The organism is Inquilinus sp. OTU3971 (assembly GCF_038440215.1).
The window spans coordinates 1-22,161 of sequence record NZ_JASATH010000137.1; the positions used below are offsets into that span (position 1 = coordinate 1).

The following is a 22,161-nucleotide window of genomic DNA, read 5'->3' on the forward strand; positions in this document are numbered from 1 at the left end:
ATTCGTGCAGGAGGTCTGCCGCAAGATCGGCTACCCGCCGGACCCGATCCGGCTGCCCCAGAGCTGGGACGAGGTCGCCGAGACGAAGGCCGCCCCGGCGGCGGAGGCGGCCGAGGCTGCCGATCGCGAGCCCGGAGAGGGCTGGTCCCCGCCGCCGGACGACTCCGCCGCCGGCGGGCCCATGCCCAAGCCGGCGAACCCGGACAGCAGTTGAGGGCTGCGTCGCTTGTTACGCCTGCCGATTGCCCGACCAGCCCAGCCTTCCACACTCCCCCTCCCCTTGCGGGAGGGGGGCGGGGGAGGGGCTGCGCGCGTCTGCGCGCGAATGGCATGGCTGAGGAGGTTGGATCAGGCGCATGCCGGTCCTGGCTGCGACAACCCCCCCGCAAGGGGAGGGGGAGAAATGTCATGGGAAAGGCGGCACAAACCCCGTTTCCGAGGCTCCGGCCCGTTTGCGTCCGGCCGGCCCACCTCCTATAACCAGCGCACGATTCCCCGATCCGGCAGTTATCGAGCGCGCGATGCACGACATCCGATTCATCCGAGAGCATCCCGAGGCCTTCGACAAGGGGATGGCTCGGCGGGGTCTGTCGCCGGTCGCCGCCGAGCTGCTGTCGCTGGACGAGCGCCGGCGCCAGATCACCACCGAGCTGCAGGGGCTGCAGACCCGCCGCAACGCCGCCTCCAAGGAGATCGGCGCCGTCAAGTCCAAGGGCGGCGACGCCCAGGCGCTGATGGACGAGGTCGCCTCGATCAAGGCGAGGATGGGCGAGCTGGAGCAGGCCGACCGCGACGCCGAGGCGGCGCTGGCGGCGCGGCTGGCCGAGCTGCCGAACATCCCCGACGACGACGTGCCCGACGGGCCGGACGAGAGCGCCAATGTCGAGATCCGGCGCACCGGCGAGCCGCGCCGGCTGAACTCCGCCCGCGACCATGTCGATCTCGGCGAGGGCCTGGGGCTGATGGACTTCGCCGCGGCCTCCAAGCTGTCCGGCGCGAGGTTCGTGGTCCTGCGCGGCGCGCTGGCCCGGCTCGAACGTGCCATCGGCCAGTTCATGATCGACCTGCATGTCGGCGAGCACGGCTACACCGAGATCGCGCCGCCCTTGATGGTGCGCGACGAGGCCGTGTTCGGCACCGGGCAATTGCCCAAATTCGCCGAGGATCTGTTCCGCACCAACACCGGCCACTGGCTGATCCCGACCGCCGAGGTACCGCTGACCAACCTGGTCGCCGGCGAGATCCTGGACCAGGCGGGGCTGCCGCTGCGCTTCACCGCGCTGACGCCGAGCTTCCGCTCCGAGGCCGGCTCGGCCGGGCGCGACACCCGCGGCATGATCCGCCAGCACCAGTTCAGCAAGGTCGAGCTGGTCAGCATCACCACGCCCGAGCAGTCGGTGGCCGAGCATGAGCGGATGACGGAATGCGCCGAGACCGTGCTGAAGCGGCTCGGCCTGGCCTTCCGCACCGTGGTGCTGTGCACCGGCGACATCGGCTTCTCCGCCCGCAAGACCTACGACATCGAGGTCTGGCTGCCGGGGCAGGGGCGGTACCGCGAGATCTCCTCCTGCTCCAACTGCGGCGAGTTCCAGGCCCGGCGGATGCAGGGGCGGTTCCGGCCGGAGGGCGAGAAGGGCACGCGCTTCCTGCACACGCTGAACGGCTCCGGCGTCGCCGTCGGCCGCGCCCTGATCGCGGTCATGGAGACCTATCAGCGGCAGGACGGCGCGATCGAGGTGCCGGAGGTGCTGCGGCCCTATATGGGCGGGCTCGAGATCCTGGACGTGAAGGGCTGACGATGCGCATCCTCCTGGCCAATGACGATGGCATCAATTCCACCGGCTTCTCGGTGCTCGAGCGCATCGCCCGCGAGCTCTCGGACGACGTCTGGGTCTGCGCGCCCGAGACCGAGCAGTCGGCCGCCAGCCATTCCCTGACCATCCACCGGCCGCTGCGCCTCAGGAAGATCGAGGAGAAGCGCTTCGCCGTCGACGGCACGCCGACCGACTGCGTGCTGCTGGCCGTCAACCACATGATGAAGGACAAGCGGCCCGACCTGGTGATGTCCGGCGTCAACCACGGCCGCAACATCGCCGAGGACGTGACCTATTCCGGCACCATCGCCGCGGCGATGGAGGCGACGATGCTGGGCATCCGCGCCATCGCCTTCAGCCAGCAATTCGCCGACGGCCGCCGCCCGGATTGGGAGACGGCGGGGCGCTGGGGCGCCGAGGTGGCGCGCAAGGCGATCGCCACGGACTGGCCGGACCAGGTGCTGGTCAACGTCAACTTCCCGGCGGTCGATCCGGACGCGGTCACCGGCATCGCCGTGGTGCCGCACGGCCTTCGCAAGATCGGCGACGTGCTGGAGGAGCGACTCGATCCGCGCGGCCGCACCTATTTCTGGATCGGCACCAGCCGGACGGAAGAGGCGCTGCAGGGCGACGAGACCGACGTGTCCGCCCTGCGCGACGGCCGGATCACGGTGACGCCGCTGCATCTCGACCTGAACCACGCCGCCGCGATCCAGTCCCTCCGCGGCGCGTTCGCCAAGTAAGGGCGTCGCCCATGATCGCCGAGCCGCGGCTGATCCGGCTGTTGATGCATCTCCGCCGGTCGGGGATCACGGATCATCGCGTCCTCGGCGCGATCGAGCGGGTGCCGCGCGAGGCCTTCGTGCCCGACGCCTTCCTCGACCAGGCCTATGAGGACATCGCCCTGCCGATCGGCCACGGCCAGACCATCAGCCAGCCGATGGTGGTCGGGCTGATGACCCAGGCGCTGGAGGTCGGCGACCGCCACAAGGTGCTGGAGATCGGCACCGGCTCCGGCTACCAGGCGGCGGTGCTGGCGCGGATCTGCCGCCGGCTCTACACCATCGAGCGGCACAAGCCGCTGCTCGACCTGGCGCTGGAGCGGATCGCCGGCATGCGCATCAGCAACATCACCGCGCGCTGGGGCGACGGCATGAAGGGCTGGCCGGAACAGGCGCCGTTCGACCGCATCATCGTCACTGCCGCGCATCGCGGCGACCTGCCGCCCCCGGCGCTGACGGACCAGCTCGCGATCGGTGGTATAATCGTGATTCCCATGGGGGACGAGAAGCGGAACCAGCGCGTGGTCCGTTTCACGCGCACCGAGACCGGGTTGGAGCGGGAGGATCTGTGGCCAGTTCGCTTCGTGCCGTTGCTGCCGGACCTTCCCGACGGGGAGGATGGCGGTCCATCCTACTGATGACGCTCGCCACGGCGAGCCTCGCAGCCTGCAACGTCCCGCCGGGCGCCGACGACATGGCGCAGCGGCCGGCGACCGTCCAGGTCCAGCCGGGCGATGACGTGCTCGCCATCGTCCGCCGCTACGACGTGTCGATGCCGGCGCTGATCGCGCTGAACGGGCTGCAGCCGCCTTACGCGCTGCAGTCCGGCCAGACGCTGCGCCTGCCGGGTTCCCCGGGCTCCGCGCCGGGGCCGGCGCCGACCATCACGCTGCCCGGGGCCGTGGCGACGACACCGGGCGCGACCGCGCCGATGGGCGGTACGCCGCTCAACACCGTGCCGTCGACCGCAAGCGGGCTGGCCGTGCAGCGCTTGCCGCCGCCGGGCGGTGCCGCAGCGCCGGTGGTGCCGGGCACGGCTCCGCCGGCCGTGCCGGGTGCAGTCCCGCCCGCCGGCGCCGTGACCGGCCCGACCCCGGTGTCGCCGACGACCGGCGCGCCGACCTCGATCGTGCCGAAGCCGCCGCCCGCGACGGTGCCGCCGGTCGCCAGCGCCACCGTGCCGCCGCCCGCCGCGGTGCCGCAGGCCGCGGCCCGGGGCGGCCGCTTCGCCTGGCCGCTGACCGGCTCGGTGATCGCCGGCTTCAACGCGCCGCTCGCCGGCAAGCCGAACCAGGGCATCAACATCTCCGCCCCGGCCGGCACGGCGATCAAGGCGGCCGGCCCCGGCACCGTCGCCTATGCCGGCAACGAGCTGCGCGGCTACGGCAACCTGGTGCTGATCCAGCACGGCGACGGGCTGGTCACCGCCTATGCCCATGCCGCGTCGCTGTCGGTGAAGAAGGGCGACACGGTCACCGCCGGCCAGACCATCGGCACCGTCGGCCAGACCGGCGCGGTCGACGCGCCGCAGCTGCATTTCGAGGTGCGCAAGAACAGCGCGCCGGTCGACCCGAAACAGTACCTGCCGTGAGCTAAGAGCGTTCCACCGGCGCCAGCTCGGCCAGGAGGGCATCGCGGAAGGCGCGCACTGCGGCCGGCAGGGTGCGGCCGGCCATGGTCAGGATGTGCAGCGTGCTGTCGGTCATGCTCTCATCGGCCACCGGCACCGCGACGAAGTCGCCCAGCTCCACCCGCCCGGGGTCGCGGATGGCGCTGGTGAAGTGGATGCAGCCTTCGATGTCGCTGAAGCGGCGCAGCGCGGCCATCGAGTTGGTCGACAGCACCGGCTCCAGCGCCAGTCCCTGCAGGTTGCAGCAGGCGTCGATCAACTGCCGCTGGGTCCGGTCCGGGTCCGGCAGGGCGACCGGATGGGGCAGGGTCTCGGCCAGGGTGAGGCTCTCCCGCCCGGCCAGCTCGTGGCGGCGCGGCATCAGCGCGTGCATCGGCCGGCGGATCATCCGCTCCACCGCCGTGCCGCGCGGCGGCGCCAGGTTGAAGGTGACGCCGATGTCGGTCTCGCCGTCCTGCACCCGCCGCGCGATCTCGATGGAGGTGCCGACCCAGAGGTGGAAGGTCACGCCGGGGTGCCGGCGGCGGAACGCGGCCACCGCCTCCGGCAGGATGTCGAGCGCGAAGCCCTCGAAGCTGGCCAGCCGGACATGGCCGCGATGCGGGCCCTGCAGCTCGCGGATCTCGGCGGCCGCACGCTCGCCGTCCAGCATCGACCGGCGGGCATGGGCGGCCAGGATCTCGCCGGCCGCGCTCGGCACCATGCCGCGGGGCCGGCGCTCGAACAGCTCGGCCCCCAGCTCGCGCTCCAGCTTGGCGATCTGCCGGCTGATGGCGGAGGCGGCGACGTTCAGCCGCTTCGACGCATCCGCGATCGAACCGGACCGGGCGACTTCCAGGAAATACCGAAGGGCGGTGCTCTGCATGGCGCTGCTCTCGTCCGTTGCCGCGATGGCAACGCGTTGTGCGAATTATAGCGCTTGTGGCATGTGGATCGCGTTCCTACCAGGGATGACGAACGAAACCTGGACAGGGATGGCGATGGACAGCTTTTCGCCCGAGGCGATCGCGGAAGCCGTGGAGACCCGCCGGCATCTGCACGCGAACCCCGAGTTGAAATACGAGGAGCGCGGCACCGCCGATCTGGTGGCCTCGCGGCTGCGCGGCCTCGGCTACGCGGTCGAGACGGGGTTGGCCGAGACCGGCGTGGTCGGGCTGCTCGACACCGGCCGGCCCGGGCCGACCATCGCGCTTCGCGCCGACATGGACGCGCTGCCGATCCTCGAGGACACCGGCCTTCCCTATGCCTCTAAGATCCCCGGCAAGATGCACGCCTGCGGCCATGACGGGCACACCGCCTCGCTGCTGCTGGCCGCGCGCGGCCTCGCCGGGATGACTGATCGCCTGTCCGGCCGGATCAAGCTCTTGTTCCAGCCGGCGGAGGAGGGCGGGCTAGGCGCCGCCCGGATGATCGAGGCCGGCGCGCTGGACGGCGTCGCCGCGATCTACGGCTACCACAACCGCCCGGCCTATCCGCTCGGCCGGGTCTTCGCCAAGTCCGGCCCGACCATGGGCGGCAGCTCGCTCTACGAGGTCACGATCTCCGGCAAGGGCGGCCACGCCTCGCGGCCCGACCTGGCGATCGACCCGATCTTCGTCGGCACCGCCGTGGTGCAGGGGCTGCAGAGCGTGGTGTCGCGCCGCCTGTCGCCGCTGGAATCCGGCGTCGTCACCGTCACCCAGTTCCATGGCGGCAACAGCCACAACATCATCCCGATGGCGGCGACGCTGGCGATCAACACCCGCGACGGGTCGCCCGCGGCGTATGAGCGGATCGACCAGGAGCTGCGCTGGGTGATCGCCCAGATCTGCAAGGCGCACGGCGCCACCGCGGCGATCGAGCAGACCATGCGCATCCCATCAGTGGTCAACGACGCCGCCGAAACCGACTTCGTGCTGGCGACCGCGCTCGACACGGTCGGCCCGGAGCGCTCCGGCCGGATGGACGCGCTGCCGACCATGGGGGCGGAGGATTTCGCCTTCTATCTCGAGCAGGTGGCGGGCTGCTTCTTCTTCGTCGGCAACGGCGAGGACAGCGCCTATCTGCACCATCCCCGCTACGACTACCGCGACGAGATCCTGCCGGTCGCCGCCGGGATGTTCACCGCCATCGCCGAACGCCGGCTGGGGGGCCGCTGACCATGACCGCCTCGACCGTCGAAACCCGCTCCGCCATGCAGCGCTTCCTCGCCCTGATCGAGCGGGCCGGCAACCGCCTGCCGCATCCGTTCCTGCTGTTCCTGATCCTCTGCGGCGTCGTCGCCGTGCTGTCCTGGCTGATGGCCATGGGCGGCGCCTCCGGCATCAACCCGAAGACCGGCAAGGAGATCGCGGTCCAGAGCCTGATCTCCGGCGACGGGCTGGTCTTCGCCCTGACCTCGATCGCCAAGAACTACGTCAACTTTCCGCCGCTCGGCGTCATCCTCGTGATCATGCTGGCGATCGGCGTGGCCGATAAGGTCGGCATGATCGCCAGCCTGATGCAGGTCAGCGTGATCAAGGCGCCGCGGCACCTGACGACTTTCGTCATCTTCCTGGTCGGCATGTGCAGCCACCTCGCCTCCGACGCCGCCTACATCGTGCTGATCCCGCTCTCGGCCATGATCTTCCAGGCGGTCGGGCGCAACCCGCTGGTCGGCGCCGTCACCGGCTATGTCGCGGTCGGCGCCGGCTACGACGCCAGCCTCTTCATCACCCCGGTCGACATCATCCTGTCCGGCATCACCACCGGCGCGGCGCATGCGATCGACCCCAACGCCTATGTCTCGCCGCTCGACAACTACTACTTCATCGCCTGCTCGGCGGTGCTGCTGTCGCTGGTCGGCACGCTGGTGATCGAACGGATCGTCGAGCCGCTGGCCGGCAAATACACCGGCGACGTGGTGCTGAAGCTGGAGCCGATCGGCCAGGTCGAGAGCCGGGCGCTGAAGCGCGTCGGCTGGGTGGCGCTGGCCTTCCTCGTCGTGGTGCTGGCGGCGGTGCTGCCGGCCGGGTCGCCGCTGCGCAACGAGCAGGGCGGGCTGGTGCCTTCTCCCTTCCTCGAAGGCATCGTCGCCATCCTGGCGGTGTTCTTCCTGACGCTCGGCTGGGTCTACGGCTCTGCGGTCGGCAAGGTGAAGAGCGCCCGCGACGTCGCCGGCTTCATGGCCGAGGCGGTGAAGGAGCTGGCGCCGACCCTGGTGCTGTTCTTCGCCATCTCGCAGTTCCTGGCCTGGTTCCGCTGGACTAATCTCGGCGAATGGATTGCGATCCACGGCTCGCATCTGCTCGACACCGGCGGCCTGGGCGGCACGCCGCTGGTGGTGGCCTTCGTCTTGCTGGCCATGGTGATGAGCGTCTTCATCACCTCCGGCTCGGCGCAATGGTCGCTGATGGCGCCGGTCTTCGTGCCGATGATGATGCTGGTGGGGCTGGAGCCGGCGCTGGTCCAGGCCGCCTTCCGCATCTCGGACTCGGTCACCAACGTGATCTCGCCGATGAGCCCGTATTTTGCCGTCTGCCTGGCCTTCCTGCAGCGCTATCAGAAGGATGCCGGCATCGGCACGCTGGCGGCGATGACGCTGCCGATCTCGATCGGTTTCCTGGTCGCCTGGACCGCCTTCCTGGTGCTGTGGGTCGAACTCGGCCTGCCGCTGGCTCCCGGCGTCGGGCTGTTCCTGAACTGACGGGAGGGGGTGGCGCGGGCCGCCCCTTCTCCTACTTCGCCGGCTCCAGCCGCTTGCCCAGGCGGCCGGCCAGGTCCTGGATGTACTGCCAGGCGACGCGGCCGGAGCGGGAGCCGCGGGTGATGGTCCATTCCAGCGCCTCGGCCCGCAGCGTCTCGGGCGCGATCTCCAGGCCGAAGGCGGCGGCGTAGCCCTCGACCATCTCCAGATAGGTGTCCTGGTTGCAGCCGTGGAAGCCGAGCCACAGGCCGAAGCGGTCGGACAGCGACACCTTCTCCTCCACCGCCTCGCCAGCGATGATCGCGGTCGACCGCTCGTTCTCGATCATCTCGCGCGCCAGGATGTGGCGGCGGTTGGAGGTGGCGTAGAACACGACGTTCTCCGGCCGGCCCTCGATGCCGCCCTCCAGGATCGCCTTCAGCGACTTGTAGCTGGCATCCTGGCCGTCGAAGGACAGGTCGTCGCAGAACAGGATGAAGCGGCGGGCCGAGGCGCGCAGCAGGTGCAGCAGCCGGGGCAGGGAGCCGATGTCCTCGCGATGGATCTCGACCAGCGCCAGGATGCCGCCGGCCTCGCCGTTCACCGTCGCGTGCACCGACTTGACCAGCGAGCTTTTGCCCATGCCGCGCGAGCCCCAGAGCAGGGCGTTGTTGGCCGGCAACCCTTGGGCGAAGCGGCGGGTGTTCTCCAGCAGCAGGTCGCGCTGCAGCTGGATGCCCTGCAGCAGGACGAGATCGACCCGGCTGACCGCGGCGACCGGCAGCAACCGCCCGTGCTCGGCGTCCCAGGTGAAGGCGTCGGCGCTGGCCAGGTCGGTCGGCGCCGGCGGCGGCGGGGCCAGCCGCTCCAGAGCATCGGCGATGCGGGTCAGCAGCTGCAGTCGTGTCGGGTCCAGGTCGGCCACCGGACGGTCTCCTTCGTTTTTGGCCCGCCGACGCTAATGATCGTGCCGCAGGCCTGTCGAGATCAACCGCCGCAGGGCTCCCTTGCCGCAGCAGCGGGCGGACTGGATTCCGTTGCAACCGCGGCCCCGGCCGCTATAGTCGCGCCCGACTGTAGAGGTGGAGCGTGGAATGTTGATTTCCGAGGCCTATGCCCAGACGGCCGATGCCGGCGCGGCCGGCGGTGCTGGCCTGCTGATGCAGTTCGCGCCGCTGATCCTGATTTTCGTGGTGTTCTACTTCCTGCTCATCCGGCCGCAGCAGAAGCGGGCGAAGGAGCATCGCGACATGCTGGGCGCGCTGCGCCGCGGCGACCGCGTCGTCACCGGCGGCGGCATCGTCGGCACCGTGCAGAAGGTGGCCGATGACGAGCTGACGATCGAGATCGCCGAGAATGTCCGGGTCAAGGTGATCCGCAGCACCGTCACCACCGTCCTGGCCCGCACCGAGCCGGCCAAGGGTGGCGGGTCGAGCAACGGCGACAAGGACGAGGACGCGACGACTCCGGCCGCGGCCAATGCGCCGGCCGAGGCCGAGAAGCCGAAGGGGCTGGGCCGCTTCCTGTCGCGGAAGTGAGCTGAGCGGGACGGGGCGGGGCCGTGGAAATCTCCTCCGTCATCCCGCCCGGGCGGCGGATGATCGACGGCTATCCGCCGGGCGGTTTCCGCGTTGCGGGCACGCTGTACCAGGGGCCGATGCTGATCTGGCCGGAGGGCGAGGCGCCCTGGGCGCTCGGCCGGATCGAGGATCTGGACGTGGCTGCTCTCGACCCGGTGCGGCGGATCGACCCGCCGGTCGAGGTGCTGCTGATCGGCTGCGGCCCGCGCATGACGCTGCTGCCCTCCGTGCTGCGGCGGCAGATCCGCGAGGCCGGCATCGGCATGGACGCGATGGACACCGGCGCCGCCTGTCGCACCTACAACGTCCTGATCTCGGAAGGCCGGCGCGCCGCCGCGGCGCTGATCCCGGTCTGAGATCTGGCTTTTCCCCGGCGTGGCTCTACTCTGGAGAGACCCGGCGAAAGCCGGCGGCAACGACCAGGGAGGGCGCGATATGAAGCCGATGACGGCGGGCATCACCGGGGCCGCGGATGGGATCGACGGCATCTCCTGGTCGATCCTGGGCCAGACCTATGTGCCGAAGCAGATCTCGGCGGACAGCTTCGCCTGGCACGCCACCTTCGGCATCGGCACCTTCGTGCCGCCGCACATCCATCCGCTGCAGGACGAGTTCCTCTACATCCTCGAGGGCAAGCTCGACTTCCTGCTCGACGGCAAGAACGCATCGGCCACGGTGGGCGACCTTGTGCGCCTGCCCAAGGGCATCCCGCACGGCATCTTCAACAACAGCGGCGCGATCGCGAAGTCGCTGTTCTGGGTGGCGCCGACCGGCCGGCTGGTCGAGCTGTTCCAGGCCATCCACGACCTGCCGCAGCAGACGCCCGATGCGGTGGTGGCGCTGGCGGCGAAGCACGACGTCGAGTTCCTGCCGCCCCCCGCCTAGCGCGGGCGGCGCAGCTGGGCCGGGGTGAAGCCGGCGACCGAGGCATAGCCACGGACGATCGCCTGGCGCTCCGCATGCGGCAGGACGGCCTCGATATCTTCGAAGCCGTCCGGCGCCAGCTGCTCGATCACGTCGATCACGCCCTCCGGCCCGCCGCTGCGGTTCTGCCGGACGATCTCCGCGGTCTTCGGCCGCCGGTCCGCCTCGTAGCGCTCCAGCGCGGCGACGGCATCCGACGTGTCCGCCAAGGCGTCGGCCAGGGCCCGGGCGTCGAGGATCGCCTGGGACGCGCCGTTCGACCCGACCGGGTACATCGGATGCGCCGCGTCGCCCAGCAGCGTCACCCGGCCATGGCGCCAGCGCGGCAGCGGGTCGCGGTCGCACATCGGGTACTCCCAGAACTCCGGCGTGGCCGTGACGACCTCGGTGATATCGGCCTCCGGCAGTGCGAAGCGGCGGGCGTGCGGCAGTACCTCGTCCAGCCGGCCGGGCCGCGACCAGTCCTCGCGCCGGGGCGGGGGCGTGCTGCCGTCGCCGATCCGGGCGCACACCGCCCAGTTGGTCAGCCGCCGGCCCGGCGCGGTGCCGGGCGCGATCGGATACAGCACCACCTTCGCCTGCATGCCGCCGGCGACGATCATCGTCCGCCCGTCCATATATTCCGGCCAGTCGATCGCGCCGCGCCAGATCATGACGCCGTTCCAGGACGGCGGCCCCTGGTCGGGATACAGCGTGTCGCGCACGATCGAATGGATGCCGTCGGCCGCGATAAGAACGTCGCCCCGCGCGGTGCCGGCCGGCGCGCCGTGGCGGTCGACGAAATGCGCGATCACCTCGGTCTCGGTCTGCTCGAAGCCGGCCAGCCGGCGGCCATGGTGGATGTCGCCGCCCAGCCGCTCCCGCGCCGCCTTGTGCAGCACGCCGTGCAGCCGGCCGCGGTGGATCGAGAACTGCGGCACCGGGAAGCCGGCGTCCAGGCCGCGCGGCTCGCGCCACACGATCTGGCCGAAGCGGTTGGTGTAGAGCAGCTCCCGGGTGCGGATGGCGACGGCATCGAGCCGGTCGAGCAGGCCGAGCCCGGCGAGCTCCTGGATCGCATGCGGCAGGGTGTTGATGCCGACGCCGACCTCCCGCGGCTCGGTCGCCTGCTCGAATACGGCGCAGCCGATACCGCGCGCCTGCAGCATCAGCGCCGCGGTCAGCCCGCCGATGCCGCCACCGACGATGATCGCCTTCATCGGTCGCCTCCCTCGATGCTTCGGTGGCCAAGTCTTCCGCCTTGAGCCCGCGCTGGCAAGCTCCGGTGGCGATCGGGGCCGCGAGCGGGCATATAGGGGCCGCCATGCCGACCACCGATCTCCTGGGCCAGAACGGCGAACAGGTTCGCCGCCTCGACCACGACCGCTACCTGACCTGCCTGTTCGCCCCGGCGCCACGCCGGGCGGCGCTGTTCGCGCTCTACGCCTTCAACATCGAGGTGGCGAAGACGCGCGAGGTGGTCAGCCAGCCGCTGCTCGGCCAGATCCGGCTGCAATGGTGGCGCGACGCGATCGGCGAGATCTATGACGGCCGGCCGCGGCGGCACGAGGTGCTCGACGCGCTGGCCCCGGCGGTCTGGGCCCATGACCTCAGCCGGGCCTATTTCGACACCGTCATTGATGCCCGCGAGCGCGACCTGGAGGACGAGCCGCCGGCGACCCTCGCCGATCTGGAGCGCTACGCGGCGGACACAGCCGGGCCGCTGCTGCGCCTGCATCTCGAGGTTCTGGGCGTGCATGAGGACGCGGCGCATCGGGCGGCGATGGCGATCGGCACCGCCTGGGCGCTGGTCGGGCTGATGCGCGCCGTGCCGTTCCACGCCCGGCAGAAGCGCCTGTACCTGCCGCAGGAGATCATCGCGGCCGAGGGCGCCGACCGCGGCCTGCTGTTCGAGATGAAGCCGCATGACGGGCTGCGCCGGGCGGTGGCGCGTGTGGCAGAGGCGGCGAGAGGGCGTCTGGCCGAAGCGCGGGCCTTGCGTCGCGAGGTGCCGCGGACGGCGGTGCCGGCCCTTCTGTCCGCGCGTCTGGCCGACGGCTATCTGCGCCGGCTGAGCCGGGCGGGGCACGACGTCTTCTTCGCCCTGGTCCAGGAGCCGCCGCCGCTGCGCCAGGCAGATCTGGTGCTGGGCGCCATGCTGGGGCGATACTAGGACGCCTCTCTCCAAGCCGGGCCTTCTCAGGACAATACCGGCTGGGCAGAGGCATGGTTGCTCGCTTAGACTGCGCCCGCCCTCCCACTGCCCGGACCGTTCCGACGCGTGTATCGAAGGCTCGCCCAACACCTCCCGGACTGGATCAGCGAACATCCCCGCCTGTGGAGCGGAGTCGGGTTGTTGCTGGTCGTCGGTGCCATCGCGACCTGGCACCTCGGTGGGTTCGAGACAGCGGCGCCGCGGCCGCTGCCACGATTCGGAGCAGAGTCTGTCATCACCACGAACGAATGGAGGATTCGCCCTCTGAAGGCCTGGATCGCCGACGGCGATTCGGGAGGCGACGGCGCCTTTCTGATGGTCGAGATGTGGCTCGAGAATCGCACGCGGCGGAGCGAGTCGCTGTTCGTCGAGGCCCTGCGCCTGGCCGAACCCGGCAAGCCCTGGCGCGACACCGAGGATCCGAAGACGCTGGTCCTGCCGAGCGATCCCAGCCGCGGCATTGCCATCCATCCCGAGCTGCCGGCGCGCGTGGTCGCGGTCTGGGCCCTCCCGTCGACGCCGATGGATCACGCCGAGTTCCATGTGCTGAACCGCGAGTTCGTCGAGCGCACGGCGCTGATCGGCAACGCCGCCTGGGCGCGGGCGAAGCCGATCGGCGTGCTGGCCCTGGCGGTCGAAGATCGGCGCGAACCCGCCCCGAACAAGGGGAGCAAGCCGTGATGCGGGCCGGCTGGCGCCGGTGGAGGATGGATGCGCTGATGGTGGTGCTGGCGCTGGCCGCGATGCTCTGGATGGCCCGCCACACCGCCAGCTACGACGACAACCGCGCCCCGTTCTATGTCCGCGGCACTCTGGGTGAGACGGTCCGCGGCCGGGACTTCGCCGTCACCGTCGAAAAGGTCGAGTTGGCCCGCGCATTACGACTGGATGCAGGCGACGGCGATCCGCCGCGGCGGCGCGACACCTACGGCGTCTGGCTGGTGGCGCATCTGCGCGTCGAGGCGCTGCAAGAGCCGCTGCGCTTCCAGCGCGCCGAGCTGCGCACCCAGGATGGCTATTCCTATGGTGCCGATGATCGGCGCGTCGACATGGACTATCGGCTGGGCGGCGTCGAGATCGTGCCGGGGCTGCCGCAGCGCGGTGTCGTCGCCTTCGAGATCCCGCGCGACAAGCTGGCCGGCACGGTGCTGGAGGCATCGCGCGACCGGTTCCGCATCGCCCCCGACAGCGTGGCCGTGATCGATCTCGGGCTGACCCGGGATCGCGTGGACGGGCTGCTGCGCGACATGCCGGAGTCGCTGCTGCTGGTCTCGCGGTACGCGTCCCGATGACGCCGTCGCGCCGCCGTCTGCTGTGTCTGCTCGCCCTTCCGGTGTTGGCCGTCCTCGCCCTCGGCTGGCCGACCTGGCAGGCCTGGAGCCATTACGCCGGGCTGCGTCCGGTTTTCGCCACCATCGTGCCCCCGGGGGCGGAGGGCGAGTATGACGGGGCGCGGTGGCGGCTGCTGGAAACCGAGGTGCAGTCGGCGCCGTCCGACCATCTCGGCCGGCGGATCGAGCTGCCGGAGGGCGCCGTCTCGCTGCTCGCCCGGTTCACGGTGGTTCCGGGTCCGACCACCGATCTGGAGGCGCTGCGGCTCTGCGAGGGCCGGCTGCGCGATCCGTCGGGGCCGATCTGGACCGCCAACCGTCTCAGCGCCTTCCGGCCGGCCAGCAAGCTGCCGGACAATTGCGGCTGGAGCCTGGGCGATCCCCAGAACTGGATGGACATGACCGAGCGCAAGGCCTCGCCCGGCGAGCCCTGGGCCTTCGAACTCAACTTTGTAATCCCGGCCGAGGCGGCCGGCCGGGTCGAGCCCGAGCTGCTGCTGCGCCAGCAGTATCCCGATTATCTCCGGTTCAGGCGTTGACCGGGGCGGCCTCGCCGGCCGGCTGAGCCTCGGGCGCCTGCCGCAGCCCGCGCAGCGTCAGCTCGACCGCGGCGGCCAGCAGGCAGATCCGCAGCGGCTCCTTGATCAGGGTCGGCGCCAGCGGGATCGGGCCGCCGACCAGCACGTCGAGCGCCGGGGTCAGCAGGTGCCAGATCTGCAGCTCCTGCGGCCCGATCAGCCAGACCACGAAGCGGAACGCGTGGCTGCAGGCGAAGGTCAGGCCGACATAGCACAGGCACAGCATCAGGGCAGGGCGCAGCCCGGCCCGCAGGATCAGGCGCAGGCTGTTGAGGATCGGCACCGTCTTCTTCCGCCAGCCGGCGCTCCACCGGTCGGCGGCGGCGCGGGCCAGGGACGGCAGCCCGGCATAGCGGCGCTGCCAGGGCTCCAGCCGCCGATGCGTCAGCAGGGACGGGTCGCGCAGGTCATGGCCGTAGATCATCGCCGCGATCGCCAGCCACAGCAGCGGCAGGGATGCGACCAGCAGGGCGTCGCGCAGCAGGCCCAGCGGCGGCCCCAGCCAGTCCTTCAGCATCGGCAGCAGCCCGAACCAGGAGCGCGGCCCCTCCCACCAGTCCCACCAGGCGACGACCACGACGCGGTCGTTCCACCAGTCCCAGCCCTGGCCCGTCCATCGTGAGATCGCGAAGAGGCCGAGGAAGACCCAGTAGGCCTCGCACACCGTGGCCATCACCGACCATAGCGCCGAGCGGGTCTTGTCGTGCCGCCACAGGCTGAAGCGCCGCAGCGCCCAGGTCAGCAGGATGGAGGTCAGGATCCCGGTCGCGCTCAGCAGCTCCGTGGGGCTCTGGCCGACGCTGCCGCGGAGGAAGTCCAGGCTGTAAGCCCGCAGGACGTTCCTCAGCATGCCCCAGGCCGCGTAATAGGCGAAGAACGGCAGCAGCGCGATGGCGATGACCTCGGTCAGGTGCCGGCCCGGCGTCCAGCGCCGCGGCAGCAGTCCGCCATCCTCGCTCTCGGCGGAGGCGCGGGCCAAAGCGGGCATGCCCGGGCGCAGCGACTGGAACATCGCGATGGTGCACAGCAGCTGCGCCACCACCAGCAGCGACAGCCCGAAGAAGCCCAGCGGCGGGCTGATATGGCCGAGCCACACCGACAGATCGAGCAGCAGCTGGTAGGCCAGGAGCTGCAGGAAGAACCAGCACAGCAGCTCCGGCCAATGGGCCCGCAGCAGGCGCAGGGCAGTCAGCGGCAGGTCGAACCAACTCAGCATGAAGCAGGAGCCTAAACGTGGAGGATTGGGCCGTCCACGGCCAAACGGGCTTGATCGGCCTCTCCGCCGGTTGCTAGAGTTTCGATATTCGAAAATCGAGTTCCAGAAAATGGAACTTTTGAGGATGGCTTCATGACCACGCTCGAAAGCGCCGCCGCTGTCCTGCGCTGCTTCTCCACCAGCCGCACCGAGCTCACGGTGACCGAGGCGTCGGCGCTGCTGTCGCTGCCGAAGAGCAACATCTCCCGCCTGCTGCGGGCGATGCGCGATGCCGGGCTGCTGGAGACCATCGGCGACACCAAGCGCTACCGGCCGGGGCCGCTGATCCTCGGTGTCGGGCATCTGTACAGCACCACCTCGTCGCTGGTCGGGCGGGCGGATGCGGTGGTGGCCCGGATCGTCGCCGCGGTCGGCCACACCGGCTATGTCTCGATCCGCGACGGCGGCGAGGTCATGGGCCTGACCTACCATCCCGGCACCAATGTGCTGCGCGTCGCCACGCCGGTCGGCCGGCCGCTGGCGGCGCACTCCAGCGCCACCGGCCGGTCGCTGCTGGCGCGGCTGCCGGACGATCAGGTGCGGGCGCTGTTCCGGGAACCCTGGCCGCCGGTGTCGCCGACCGCGCCACAGACCCTCGACGAGCTGCTGCAGCGGCTGGACAAGGTCCGCCGCCTGGGCTTCGCGGAGTCGCATGACGAGGCCAATCGCGGCGTCGGCGCCCTGGCCGCCGCCGTCGGGTCGCCCCAGACCGGCGAGGCGGTCAGCCTCTGCATCGCCTATCCGCTCTCCACCGTCACGGCGGAGGAGCGGGAGGACATCATCGCCCGGCTGCTGGCCGGGGCACGGGAGGTCGCGGCCCTGGCCGGCGACCCGAACTGGCAGGCCGGGATCTCGGCCTCCGCAGCGTAACCAAGGAACGGATCGATCATGCAGGCGACGCGCTGGCGCATCGGCTTCGACATCGGCGGCACCTTCACCGATTTCATCCTCTATGACGGCGAGGGGCGGACGGTGAAGCTGCACAAGCGGCTGACCACGCCGCATGACCCGTCCGAGGCGGCGCTGGTCGGGATCGAGGAACTGGTGGCGATGGCCGGCATCCGGCTGGCGGATGTCGGCGAGATGGTGCACGGCACCACCCTGGTTACCAACGCGGTGATCGAGCGCAAGGGCGCGAAGCTGGGGCTGATTACCACCCGCGGCTTCCGCGACGTGCTGGAGATGGGCACGGAGCAGCGCTACGACATCTACGACCTGTTCCTGCAGTTCCCGGAGCCGCTGGTGGCCCGCCGGCTGCGGCTGGAGGTGCCGGAGCGGGTGGACCGCGACGGCACGGTGGTCGAGCCGTTGGACCGCGAGGCGGTGCGCGCCGCGCTCCGGCGGCTGGTGGCGGAGGGCGTCGAGGCGGTTGCCGTCTGCTTCCTGCATGCCTATCGCAACCCGGAGCATGAGCGGATCGTCGGCGAGATCGCCCGGGCCGAGTTCCCGCAACTGGCCGTGTCGCTATCCTTCGAGGTCGTGGCCGAGCTGTGGGAGTACCAGCGCTGCGTCACCACCTGTGCCAACGCCTATGTCCAGCCGCTGATGGACCGCTACCTGCAGCGGCTGGAGCGGGAGCTGGCGGCGCGCGGCTTCAAGGGCACGCTGCGGCTGATGCATTCGGCCGGCGGGCTGGTGGCGCCGGAGACGGCGCGCGCCTTCCCGATCCGGCTGCTCGAATCCGGCCCGGCCGGCGGCGGCCGGGCCACGGCGCTGTTCGGGGCCCTCGCCGGCAAGGCCGACGTCATCTCCTTCGACATGGGCGGCACCACCGCCAAGGCCTGCATGATCGAGGACGGCCGCGCCGAGATCGCGCCGATGATGGAGGCGGGGCGGGTGCATCGCTTCAAGAAGGGCTCCGGCCTGCCGATCAAGGCGCCGGTGATCGACATGATCGAGATCGGCGCCGGCGGCGGGTCGATCGCCTCGATCGACGAGGTCGGGCTGCTGCGCGTCGGCCCGCATTCCGCCGGCTCCGACCCCGGCCCGGCCTGCTACGGCAAGGGCGGTATCGAGCCGACGGTGACCGACGCCAACCTGGTGCTGGGCTATTACGACCCCGGCTTCTTCCTGGGCGGCCGCATGGCGCTGGACAAGGCGGCGGCCGAGGCCGCGGTGGCGCGGGTCGCGAAGCCGCTCGGCCTGTCGGTCGAGGAGGCGGCCTGGGGCATCCACAAGGTGGTGACCGAGAGCATGGCCGCCGCCGCCCGGGTGCATCTGGTCGAGAAGGGCAAGGACCCGCGCCGCTACGCCATGGTTGGCTTCGGCGGCGCCGGCCCGGCCCATGCCGCCGGGGTGGCGCGGGTGCTGGGCGTGGCCGAGGTGATCATCCCGCCGGCCTCCGGCGCCGCCTCGGCGCTGGGCTTCCTGGCGGCGCCGCTGTCCTTCGAGCTGGTGCGGTCGCACCCGGTGCGCTTCTCCGGCGCGTTCGACGCCGCCGCGGTCAACGGCGTGCTGGCGGAGCTGGAGGCCGAGGGCCGGCGGCGGCTGGCCGAGGCGGGCGTCGATCCCACAGTGGTCACGGTCGAGCGCAGCGCCGACATGCGCCTGACCGGCCAGATGCACGAGATCGCCGTGCCGCTGCCGTCCGGCGCGATCGACGCAGGCAGCCTGGAGGCGATCCGTGCCGCGTTCGCCGAGGTCTACACCGCCCGCTACACTTCGCTGTATGGCGGCGCCGAGATCGAGGCGATCAACTTCCGCGTCCGCTGCCTGGGTCCGACGCCGACTCTGTCGCTGGCCGGCGCCACCGGCGGCGGCGATGCCGCGGCCAAGCGCAAGGGCATGCGGCCGGCGCGCTTTGCCGACGGCGTCGTCGAGGCCGTGGTCTATGACCGCTACGCCCTGGTGCCGGGCGACCGGATCGAGGGGCCGGCGATCATCGAGGAGCGGGAATCCACCACCATCGTGCCGCCGGGCGACACCGTCCGGGTCGACGACACGCTGAACCTGCGCATCGCCATCGGCGTCGCCGCGCCGGTCCAGGCTCTGGTCACGGCCGAGATGACGCTGCCGGAGGCGATGGCGCGGATCGAGGCCGACCCGATCGCGCTGGAGATCATGTGGAGTCGGCTGGTCACCGTGGTCGAGGAGATGTGGCTGACGGTCTGCCGCACCGCCTTCTCGCTGGTGATCTCCGAGGCCCAGGACTTCGCCTGCGAGCTCCTGGACCCCGAGGGCGAGACGCTGGCGCATTCGCCGCGGGCGATGCCGGTGTTCAACCTGACCCTGCCGCGGGCGGTGAAGGCGCTCTTGGCCGAATACCCGGCCGAGACGCTGCGGCCCGGCGACGTGCTGGTCACCAACGACCCCTGGCTCTGCGCCGGGCATCTGTTCGACATCGCCGTGGTCACGCCGGTGTTCCATGACGGCAGGCTGGTCGGGCTGATGGGCACGGTCGGCCACGTCTCCGACATCGGCGGCACCAAGGACAGCCTGCGCGCCCGAGAGATCTTCGAGGAGGGATTCCAGATCCCGCCGATGAAGCTGGTGGAGGAGGGGCGGCCGAACGCGACGCTGTTCCGCCTGCTGGCGGAGAATGTGCGCAACCCGGGCCAGGTGACCGGCGACATCCACTCCTTCGTCGCCGCCAACGCGATCGGCGCCGACCGGCTGGTCGCCTTCATGCGGGAATACGGCATGCAGGACCTGCGGGCGCTGGCGGCGGTGGTGCAGGGCCGGTCCGAGACGGCGATGCGCGAGGCGATCGCGGCGCTGCCGGACGGCGTCTACCGGTCGGAGATCGAGAACAACCCGCTGGGCGAACGGCTGCGCTATCCGCTGGCGCTGACCATCGACGGCGACCGCATCACCCTCGACTTCGCGGGCGCGCCGGCGCAGCTGCCGCAGGGCGGGCTGAACTGCACGATGAACTACACCGCGGCGCATGCGACCTATCCGCTGAAATGCATGCTGACGCCGAATGTCCGCGGCAATGCCGGCTGCTACCGGGCATTCGAGGTGAAGGCGCCGGAGGGATCGATCCTCAATGCCAGCAAGCCGATGGCGGTGAACCTGCGCACCCGCACCGGCTGGTATATCGCGCCGAACATCTTCCGCGCCCTGGCCGAGGCGGCGCCGGACAAGGTGCAGGCCTTCACCGGCCTGCCGGTGGCCGCGACCATCTATGGCCGCGATGGGGAGGGGGCGACCTATTCCGACATGCTGTTCATGGGCGGGGGCCAGGGCGCCTCGTCGCATGGCGATGGCAAGTCGGGCCTGCTGTGGCCGACCTCGGCCGCCAACACCTCGGTCGAGCTGTTCGAGACCCGCGTGCCGGTGCTGGTGCTGGAGAAGACCTACGTCCAGGATTCCGGCGGTCCGGGGCGCCATCGCGGCGGGCTGGGCCAGCGCGTCTCGCTGCGCAAGCTGGCCGATGACGGGCTGACCACCTTCGTCGCGGTCTATCCGGAAGGCGTGAAGTCGAGCAACCCCGGCCTGTTCGGCGGCGCGCCGGGCGGTGCCGCGCGCGGCGTGGTGCGCGACGCCCAGGGCCAGGTCCTGCGCGACTGCGGCACCGGCGAGCTGGTGCAGCTGGCCAGGCCGGGCGAGATCGTCGAGATCGTCCTGGCCGGCGGTGCCGGCTACGGCGACCCGGCGGAGCGGCCGCGGGCGGCGCTGGACCGCGACGCCAGCGACGGCCGGGTCTCGGCCCCCGCCGACGCCGCCAAGGCCGCATGAGCTTCGGGGCCGCGCATCCCAGGGTGCGCGGCCCTGTCTCGAACAGGGCACGCCCAAGACCCGCATCACGAGATCAAGGCCGCGGCCAAGCGGTCCCACCAGGAGGTTTCATGCAGCACGACCTGACCGCGGACCCGACCGCGGCGCCCCCGGCCATGGCGGCAACCGGCCGTCGGCACCCCAGCGTGTTCGAGCCGGCGACGCTCGCCCTGATCATCCTGCTCTGCGTCTTCGGCGCCATCATCGGCATGCAGATCCTGGTCAGCCTCGGCGTCTCGGCGAACACCTCGCTGATCGGCGCCCTGGCGGCGATGGTGCTGGCGCGCATCCCGCTGGGCCTGTTCGCCCGCTACCGCTCGATCCATGTCCAGAACCTGGCGCAGAGCGCCATCTCCGGCGCCACCTTCGGCGCCGCCAACAGCCTGCTGCTGCCGATCGGCATCCCCTATGCGCTGGGCCGGCCGGACCTGGTGCTGCCGATGTTCGCCGGCGTCGCCCTGGCGATGCTGCTCGACGCCTATCTGCTGTACCGGATGTTCGACACCAAGGTGTTCCCGGCCACCGGCGCCTGGCCGCCCGGCGTGGCCGCGGCCGAGGCGATCAAGGCGGGCGACGAGGGCGGCCGCAAGGCGGTGCTGCTGGGCGTCGGCGTGGCGATCGGCGCGATCGGCTCCTTCTTCAAGATCCCGATGTCGGCCTTCGGCATCGCCTTCATCGGCAACATCTGGGCGCTCGCCATGTTCGGCGTCGGCCTGCTGCTGCGCGGCTATTCCCCCCAGCTGTTCGGCGGCGAGGCGGGGATCATCCCGGGCGGGGACCTGATGAAGGCGTATATCCCGCATGGCGTGATGATCGGCGCCGGGCTGGTGGCGCTGCTGCAGGTCGGCTCGACCCTGCTGCGCCGCGACACCGACGGCGCCGCCCGCACCCAGTCCGACGCGGCGCTGCGGCGGGCGCTCGGGCTCGGCACCGCCGGCTACATCGCGCTGGCCATGCTGATCGCCGCGGCCGGCGGGCTTTGGGCCGAGCTGTCCTGGGGCATGCTGGTCGCCTTCGTGATCTACGCCGCTTTCGCCGCCTTCGTGCATGAGCTGATCGTCGGCCTGGCGGCAATGCATTCCGGCTGGTTCCCGGCCTTCGCCGTGGCCTTGATCACCCTGATCATCGGCATGCTGGTCGGGTTTCCGCCGACGGCGCTGGCGGCGCTGGTCGCCTTCTCCGCCGCAACCGGGCCGGCCTTCGCCGACATGGGCTACGACCTGAAGGCCGGGTACATCCTGCGCGGCCACGGCGCGGACCCGGAATTCGAGCGCGACGGCCGGCGGCAGCAGCTGCTGGCCGCCATGGTCGCCTTCCTGGTCGCCATCGTCGTCGTCTACTTCTCCTGGGAATCCTATTTCGCCCAGGACCTGCTGCCGCCGGTCGACCGGGTCTATGCGGCCACGATCGGGGCCGGGGTGGCGCCGGACGTGGCGCGGTCGCTCGCCCTCTGGGCGGTGCCCGGGGCGCTGGTGCAATGGCTCGGCGGGTCGAAGCGGCAGATGGGCATCCTGTTCGCCACCGGCCTCCTGCTTCCTGCGCCGCTGGCGGGCTGGGCGGTGCTGGCCGGCATCCTCATCCGTGCCTCATGGACCCGCTGGCGCGGCGAGGAGGGGCGGAGCGAGATGGAGGTGGTCGCCGCCGGGGTGATCGCCGGCGACGCCCTGTTCAGCTTCTTCAGCTCCGTCATCACCCCGCTGTTCGGCCGCCG

General features: G+C 71.1%; 21 protein-coding genes. 17 read left to right on the plus strand and 4 right to left on the minus strand.

The window, feature by feature from the left end:
* The 5 genes from AAHM41_RS27770 to AAHM41_RS27790 all read left to right on the plus strand — a co-directional run.
* The coding region (locus AAHM41_RS27770; RefSeq protein WP_342239853.1) for a hypothetical protein at nt 1–214 on the plus strand (214 nt) is incomplete at its 5' end.
* A gap of 307 nt (nt 215–521) precedes the next feature.
* Nucleotides 522–1,796 (plus strand): serine--tRNA ligase, encoded by a 1,275-nt coding sequence (serS, locus tag AAHM41_RS27775; RefSeq protein WP_342239854.1) that lies wholly within the window; start codon nt 522–524, stop codon nt 1,794–1,796.
* Nucleotides 1,797–1,798: 2 nt separating this feature from the next.
* On the plus strand, nt 1,799–2,557 hold the full coding sequence (surE, locus tag AAHM41_RS27780; RefSeq protein ID WP_342239855.1) for a 5'/3'-nucleotidase SurE: 759 nt from the start codon (nt 1,799–1,801) through the stop codon (nt 2,555–2,557).
* A gap of 11 nt (nt 2,558–2,568) precedes the next feature.
* A complete protein-coding gene (locus AAHM41_RS27785) occupies nt 2,569–3,234 on the plus strand; it encodes a protein-L-isoaspartate(D-aspartate) O-methyltransferase (protein ID WP_342239856.1) in 666 nt (221 codons plus the stop codon).
* Nucleotides 3,234–4,187, plus strand: a complete 954-nt coding sequence (locus AAHM41_RS27790; protein ID WP_342239857.1) for a M23 family metallopeptidase — start codon at nt 3,234–3,236, stop codon at nt 4,185–4,187. Before AAHM41_RS27785 ends, AAHM41_RS27790 begins: the two co-directional genes overlap by 1 nt.
* Nucleotide 4,188: 1 nt before the next feature.
* Here the strand turns inward: AAHM41_RS27790 and AAHM41_RS27795 are convergent, their stop codons facing one another.
* The gene (locus AAHM41_RS27795; protein ID WP_342239858.1) at nt 4,189–5,091 is read right to left on the minus strand and encodes a LysR family transcriptional regulator; all 903 of its coding nucleotides are present in this window, start codon (nt 5,089–5,091) and stop codon (nt 4,189–4,191) included.
* Nucleotides 5,092–5,206: 115 nt separating this feature from the next.
* Between AAHM41_RS27795 and AAHM41_RS27800 the strand changes: the two genes are divergently transcribed.
* Complete coding sequence (locus tag AAHM41_RS27800) at nt 5,207–6,364, plus strand: M20 metallopeptidase family protein (RefSeq protein ID WP_342239859.1); 1,158 nt, start codon at nt 5,207–5,209, stop codon at nt 6,362–6,364.
* Nucleotides 6,365–6,366: 2 nt separating this feature from the next.
* Nucleotides 6,367–7,890: an AbgT family transporter gene (locus tag AAHM41_RS27805; protein ID WP_342239860.1), complete on the plus strand. Its 1,524-nt coding sequence runs from the start codon at nt 6,367–6,369 to the stop codon at nt 7,888–7,890.
* A gap of 31 nt (nt 7,891–7,921) precedes the next feature.
* On the opposite strand, the gene AAHM41_RS27810 is transcribed toward AAHM41_RS27805, so the two are convergent.
* Entirely contained in the window at nt 7,922–8,794 is an 873-nt protein-coding gene (locus AAHM41_RS27810) for an ATP-binding protein (RefSeq protein WP_342239861.1), read from the minus strand.
* Nucleotides 8,795–8,963: 169 nt separating this feature from the next.
* Here AAHM41_RS27810 and yajC point away from each other — a divergent pair, with 169 nt between their 5' ends.
* The 3 genes from yajC to AAHM41_RS27825 all read left to right on the plus strand — a co-directional run bounded on the left by yajC (nt 8,964) and on the right by AAHM41_RS27825 (nt 10,334).
* Nucleotides 8,964–9,407, plus strand: coding sequence for a preprotein translocase subunit YajC (gene yajC, locus AAHM41_RS27815; RefSeq protein WP_342239862.1), 444 nt, complete (start codon nt 8,964–8,966; stop codon nt 9,405–9,407).
* Between the two features lie 23 nt (nt 9,408–9,430).
* Nucleotides 9,431–9,805 (plus strand): Mth938-like domain-containing protein, encoded by a 375-nt coding sequence (locus tag AAHM41_RS27820; RefSeq protein WP_342239863.1) that lies wholly within the window; start codon nt 9,431–9,433, stop codon nt 9,803–9,805.
* 79 nt (nt 9,806–9,884) lie between these two features.
* Nucleotides 9,885–10,334, plus strand: a complete 450-nt coding sequence (locus AAHM41_RS27825) for a cupin domain-containing protein (protein ID WP_342239864.1) — start codon at nt 9,885–9,887, stop codon at nt 10,332–10,334.
* Here the strand turns inward: AAHM41_RS27825 and AAHM41_RS27830 are convergent.
* Nucleotides 10,331–11,572 (minus strand): flavin-dependent oxidoreductase, encoded by a 1,242-nt coding sequence (locus AAHM41_RS27830; protein ID WP_342239865.1) that lies wholly within the window; start codon nt 11,570–11,572, stop codon nt 10,331–10,333. The two genes, AAHM41_RS27825 and AAHM41_RS27830, sit on opposite strands and share 4 nt — an antisense overlap.
* A gap of 104 nt (nt 11,573–11,676) precedes the next feature.
* On the opposite strand from AAHM41_RS27830, the gene AAHM41_RS27835 reads away from it, so the two are divergent.
* From AAHM41_RS27835 to AAHM41_RS27850, 4 genes are all read left to right on the plus strand, one after another.
* A complete protein-coding gene (locus AAHM41_RS27835; protein ID WP_342239866.1) occupies nt 11,677–12,525 on the plus strand; it encodes a phytoene/squalene synthase family protein in 849 nt (282 codons plus the stop codon).
* 183 nt (nt 12,526–12,708) lie between these two features.
* Complete coding sequence (locus AAHM41_RS27840; RefSeq protein ID WP_342239867.1) at nt 12,709–13,248, plus strand: hypothetical protein; 540 nt, start codon at nt 12,709–12,711, stop codon at nt 13,246–13,248.
* Nucleotides 13,245–13,859, plus strand: a complete 615-nt coding sequence (locus AAHM41_RS27845) for a hypothetical protein (RefSeq protein ID WP_342239868.1) — start codon at nt 13,245–13,247, stop codon at nt 13,857–13,859. The genes AAHM41_RS27840 and AAHM41_RS27845 overlap by 4 nt, the downstream gene beginning before the upstream one ends.
* Nucleotides 13,856–14,437 carry a hypothetical protein gene (locus AAHM41_RS27850; RefSeq protein ID WP_342239869.1) on the plus strand — a complete coding sequence of 194 codons (582 nt, stop codon included), beginning with the start codon at nt 13,856–13,858 and terminating at the stop codon, nt 14,435–14,437. Before AAHM41_RS27845 ends, AAHM41_RS27850 begins: the two co-directional genes overlap by 4 nt.
* Here AAHM41_RS27850 and AAHM41_RS27855 read toward each other — a convergent pair.
* Entirely contained in the window at nt 14,427–15,692 is a 1,266-nt protein-coding gene (locus tag AAHM41_RS27855; RefSeq protein ID WP_342239870.1) for a hypothetical protein, read from the minus strand. The genes AAHM41_RS27850 and AAHM41_RS27855 overlap by 11 nt on opposite strands.
* A gap of 132 nt (nt 15,693–15,824) precedes the next feature.
* On the opposite strand from AAHM41_RS27855, the gene AAHM41_RS27860 reads away from it, so the two are divergent.
* From AAHM41_RS27860 to AAHM41_RS27870, 3 genes are all read left to right on the plus strand, one after another.
* Nucleotides 15,825–16,601 carry an IclR family transcriptional regulator gene (locus AAHM41_RS27860; protein WP_342239871.1) on the plus strand — a complete coding sequence of 259 codons (777 nt, stop codon included), beginning with the start codon at nt 15,825–15,827 and terminating at the stop codon, nt 16,599–16,601.
* Between the two features lie 18 nt (nt 16,602–16,619).
* Nucleotides 16,620–20,411 (plus strand): hydantoinase B/oxoprolinase family protein, encoded by a 3,792-nt coding sequence (locus AAHM41_RS27865; RefSeq protein ID WP_342239872.1) that lies wholly within the window; start codon nt 16,620–16,622, stop codon nt 20,409–20,411.
* A gap of 110 nt (nt 20,412–20,521) precedes the next feature.
* Nucleotides 20,522–22,161: OPT/YSL family transporter (locus AAHM41_RS27870; protein WP_342239873.1), on the plus strand; the 1,640-nt coding region annotated here is incomplete at its 3' end.

Excerpts from the sequence above, each read along its gene's own strand:
- serS (WP_342239854.1), top strand. The coding sequence starts at position 522 with ATGCACGACATCCGATTCATCCGAGAGCATCCCGAGGCCTTCGACAAG.
- AAHM41_RS27850 (WP_342239869.1), top strand. The coding sequence starts at position 13,856 with ATGACGCCGTCGCGCCGCCGTCTGCTGTGTCTGCTCGCCCTTCCGGTG.
- AAHM41_RS27855 (WP_342239870.1), bottom strand. The coding sequence starts at position 15,692 with ATGCTGAGTTGGTTCGACCTGCCGCTGACTGCCCTGCGCCTGCTGCGG.
- AAHM41_RS27865 (WP_342239872.1), top strand. The coding sequence starts at position 16,620 with ATGCAGGCGACGCGCTGGCGCATCGGCTTCGACATCGGCGGCACCTTC.
- AAHM41_RS27805 (WP_342239860.1), top strand. The coding sequence starts at position 6,367 with ATGACCGCCTCGACCGTCGAAACCCGCTCCGCCATGCAGCGCTTCCTC.
- AAHM41_RS27825 (WP_342239864.1), top strand. The coding sequence starts at position 9,885 with ATGAAGCCGATGACGGCGGGCATCACCGGGGCCGCGGATGGGATCGAC.
- AAHM41_RS27830 (WP_342239865.1), bottom strand. The coding sequence starts at position 11,572 with ATGAAGGCGATCATCGTCGGTGGCGGCATCGGCGGGCTGACCGCGGCG.
- surE (WP_342239855.1), top strand. The coding sequence starts at position 1,799 with ATGCGCATCCTCCTGGCCAATGACGATGGCATCAATTCCACCGGCTTC.
- yajC (WP_342239862.1), top strand. The coding sequence starts at position 8,964 with ATGTTGATTTCCGAGGCCTATGCCCAGACGGCCGATGCCGGCGCGGCC.
- AAHM41_RS27795 (WP_342239858.1), bottom strand. The coding sequence starts at position 5,091 with ATGCAGAGCACCGCCCTTCGGTATTTCCTGGAAGTCGCCCGGTCCGGT.
- AAHM41_RS27790 (WP_342239857.1), top strand. The coding sequence starts at position 3,234 with ATGACGCTCGCCACGGCGAGCCTCGCAGCCTGCAACGTCCCGCCGGGC.
- AAHM41_RS27800 (WP_342239859.1), top strand. The coding sequence starts at position 5,207 with ATGGACAGCTTTTCGCCCGAGGCGATCGCGGAAGCCGTGGAGACCCGC.
- AAHM41_RS27860 (WP_342239871.1), top strand. The coding sequence starts at position 15,825 with ATGACCACGCTCGAAAGCGCCGCCGCTGTCCTGCGCTGCTTCTCCACC.
- AAHM41_RS27835 (WP_342239866.1), top strand. The coding sequence starts at position 11,677 with ATGCCGACCACCGATCTCCTGGGCCAGAACGGCGAACAGGTTCGCCGC.
- AAHM41_RS27785 (WP_342239856.1), top strand. The coding sequence starts at position 2,569 with ATGATCGCCGAGCCGCGGCTGATCCGGCTGTTGATGCATCTCCGCCGG.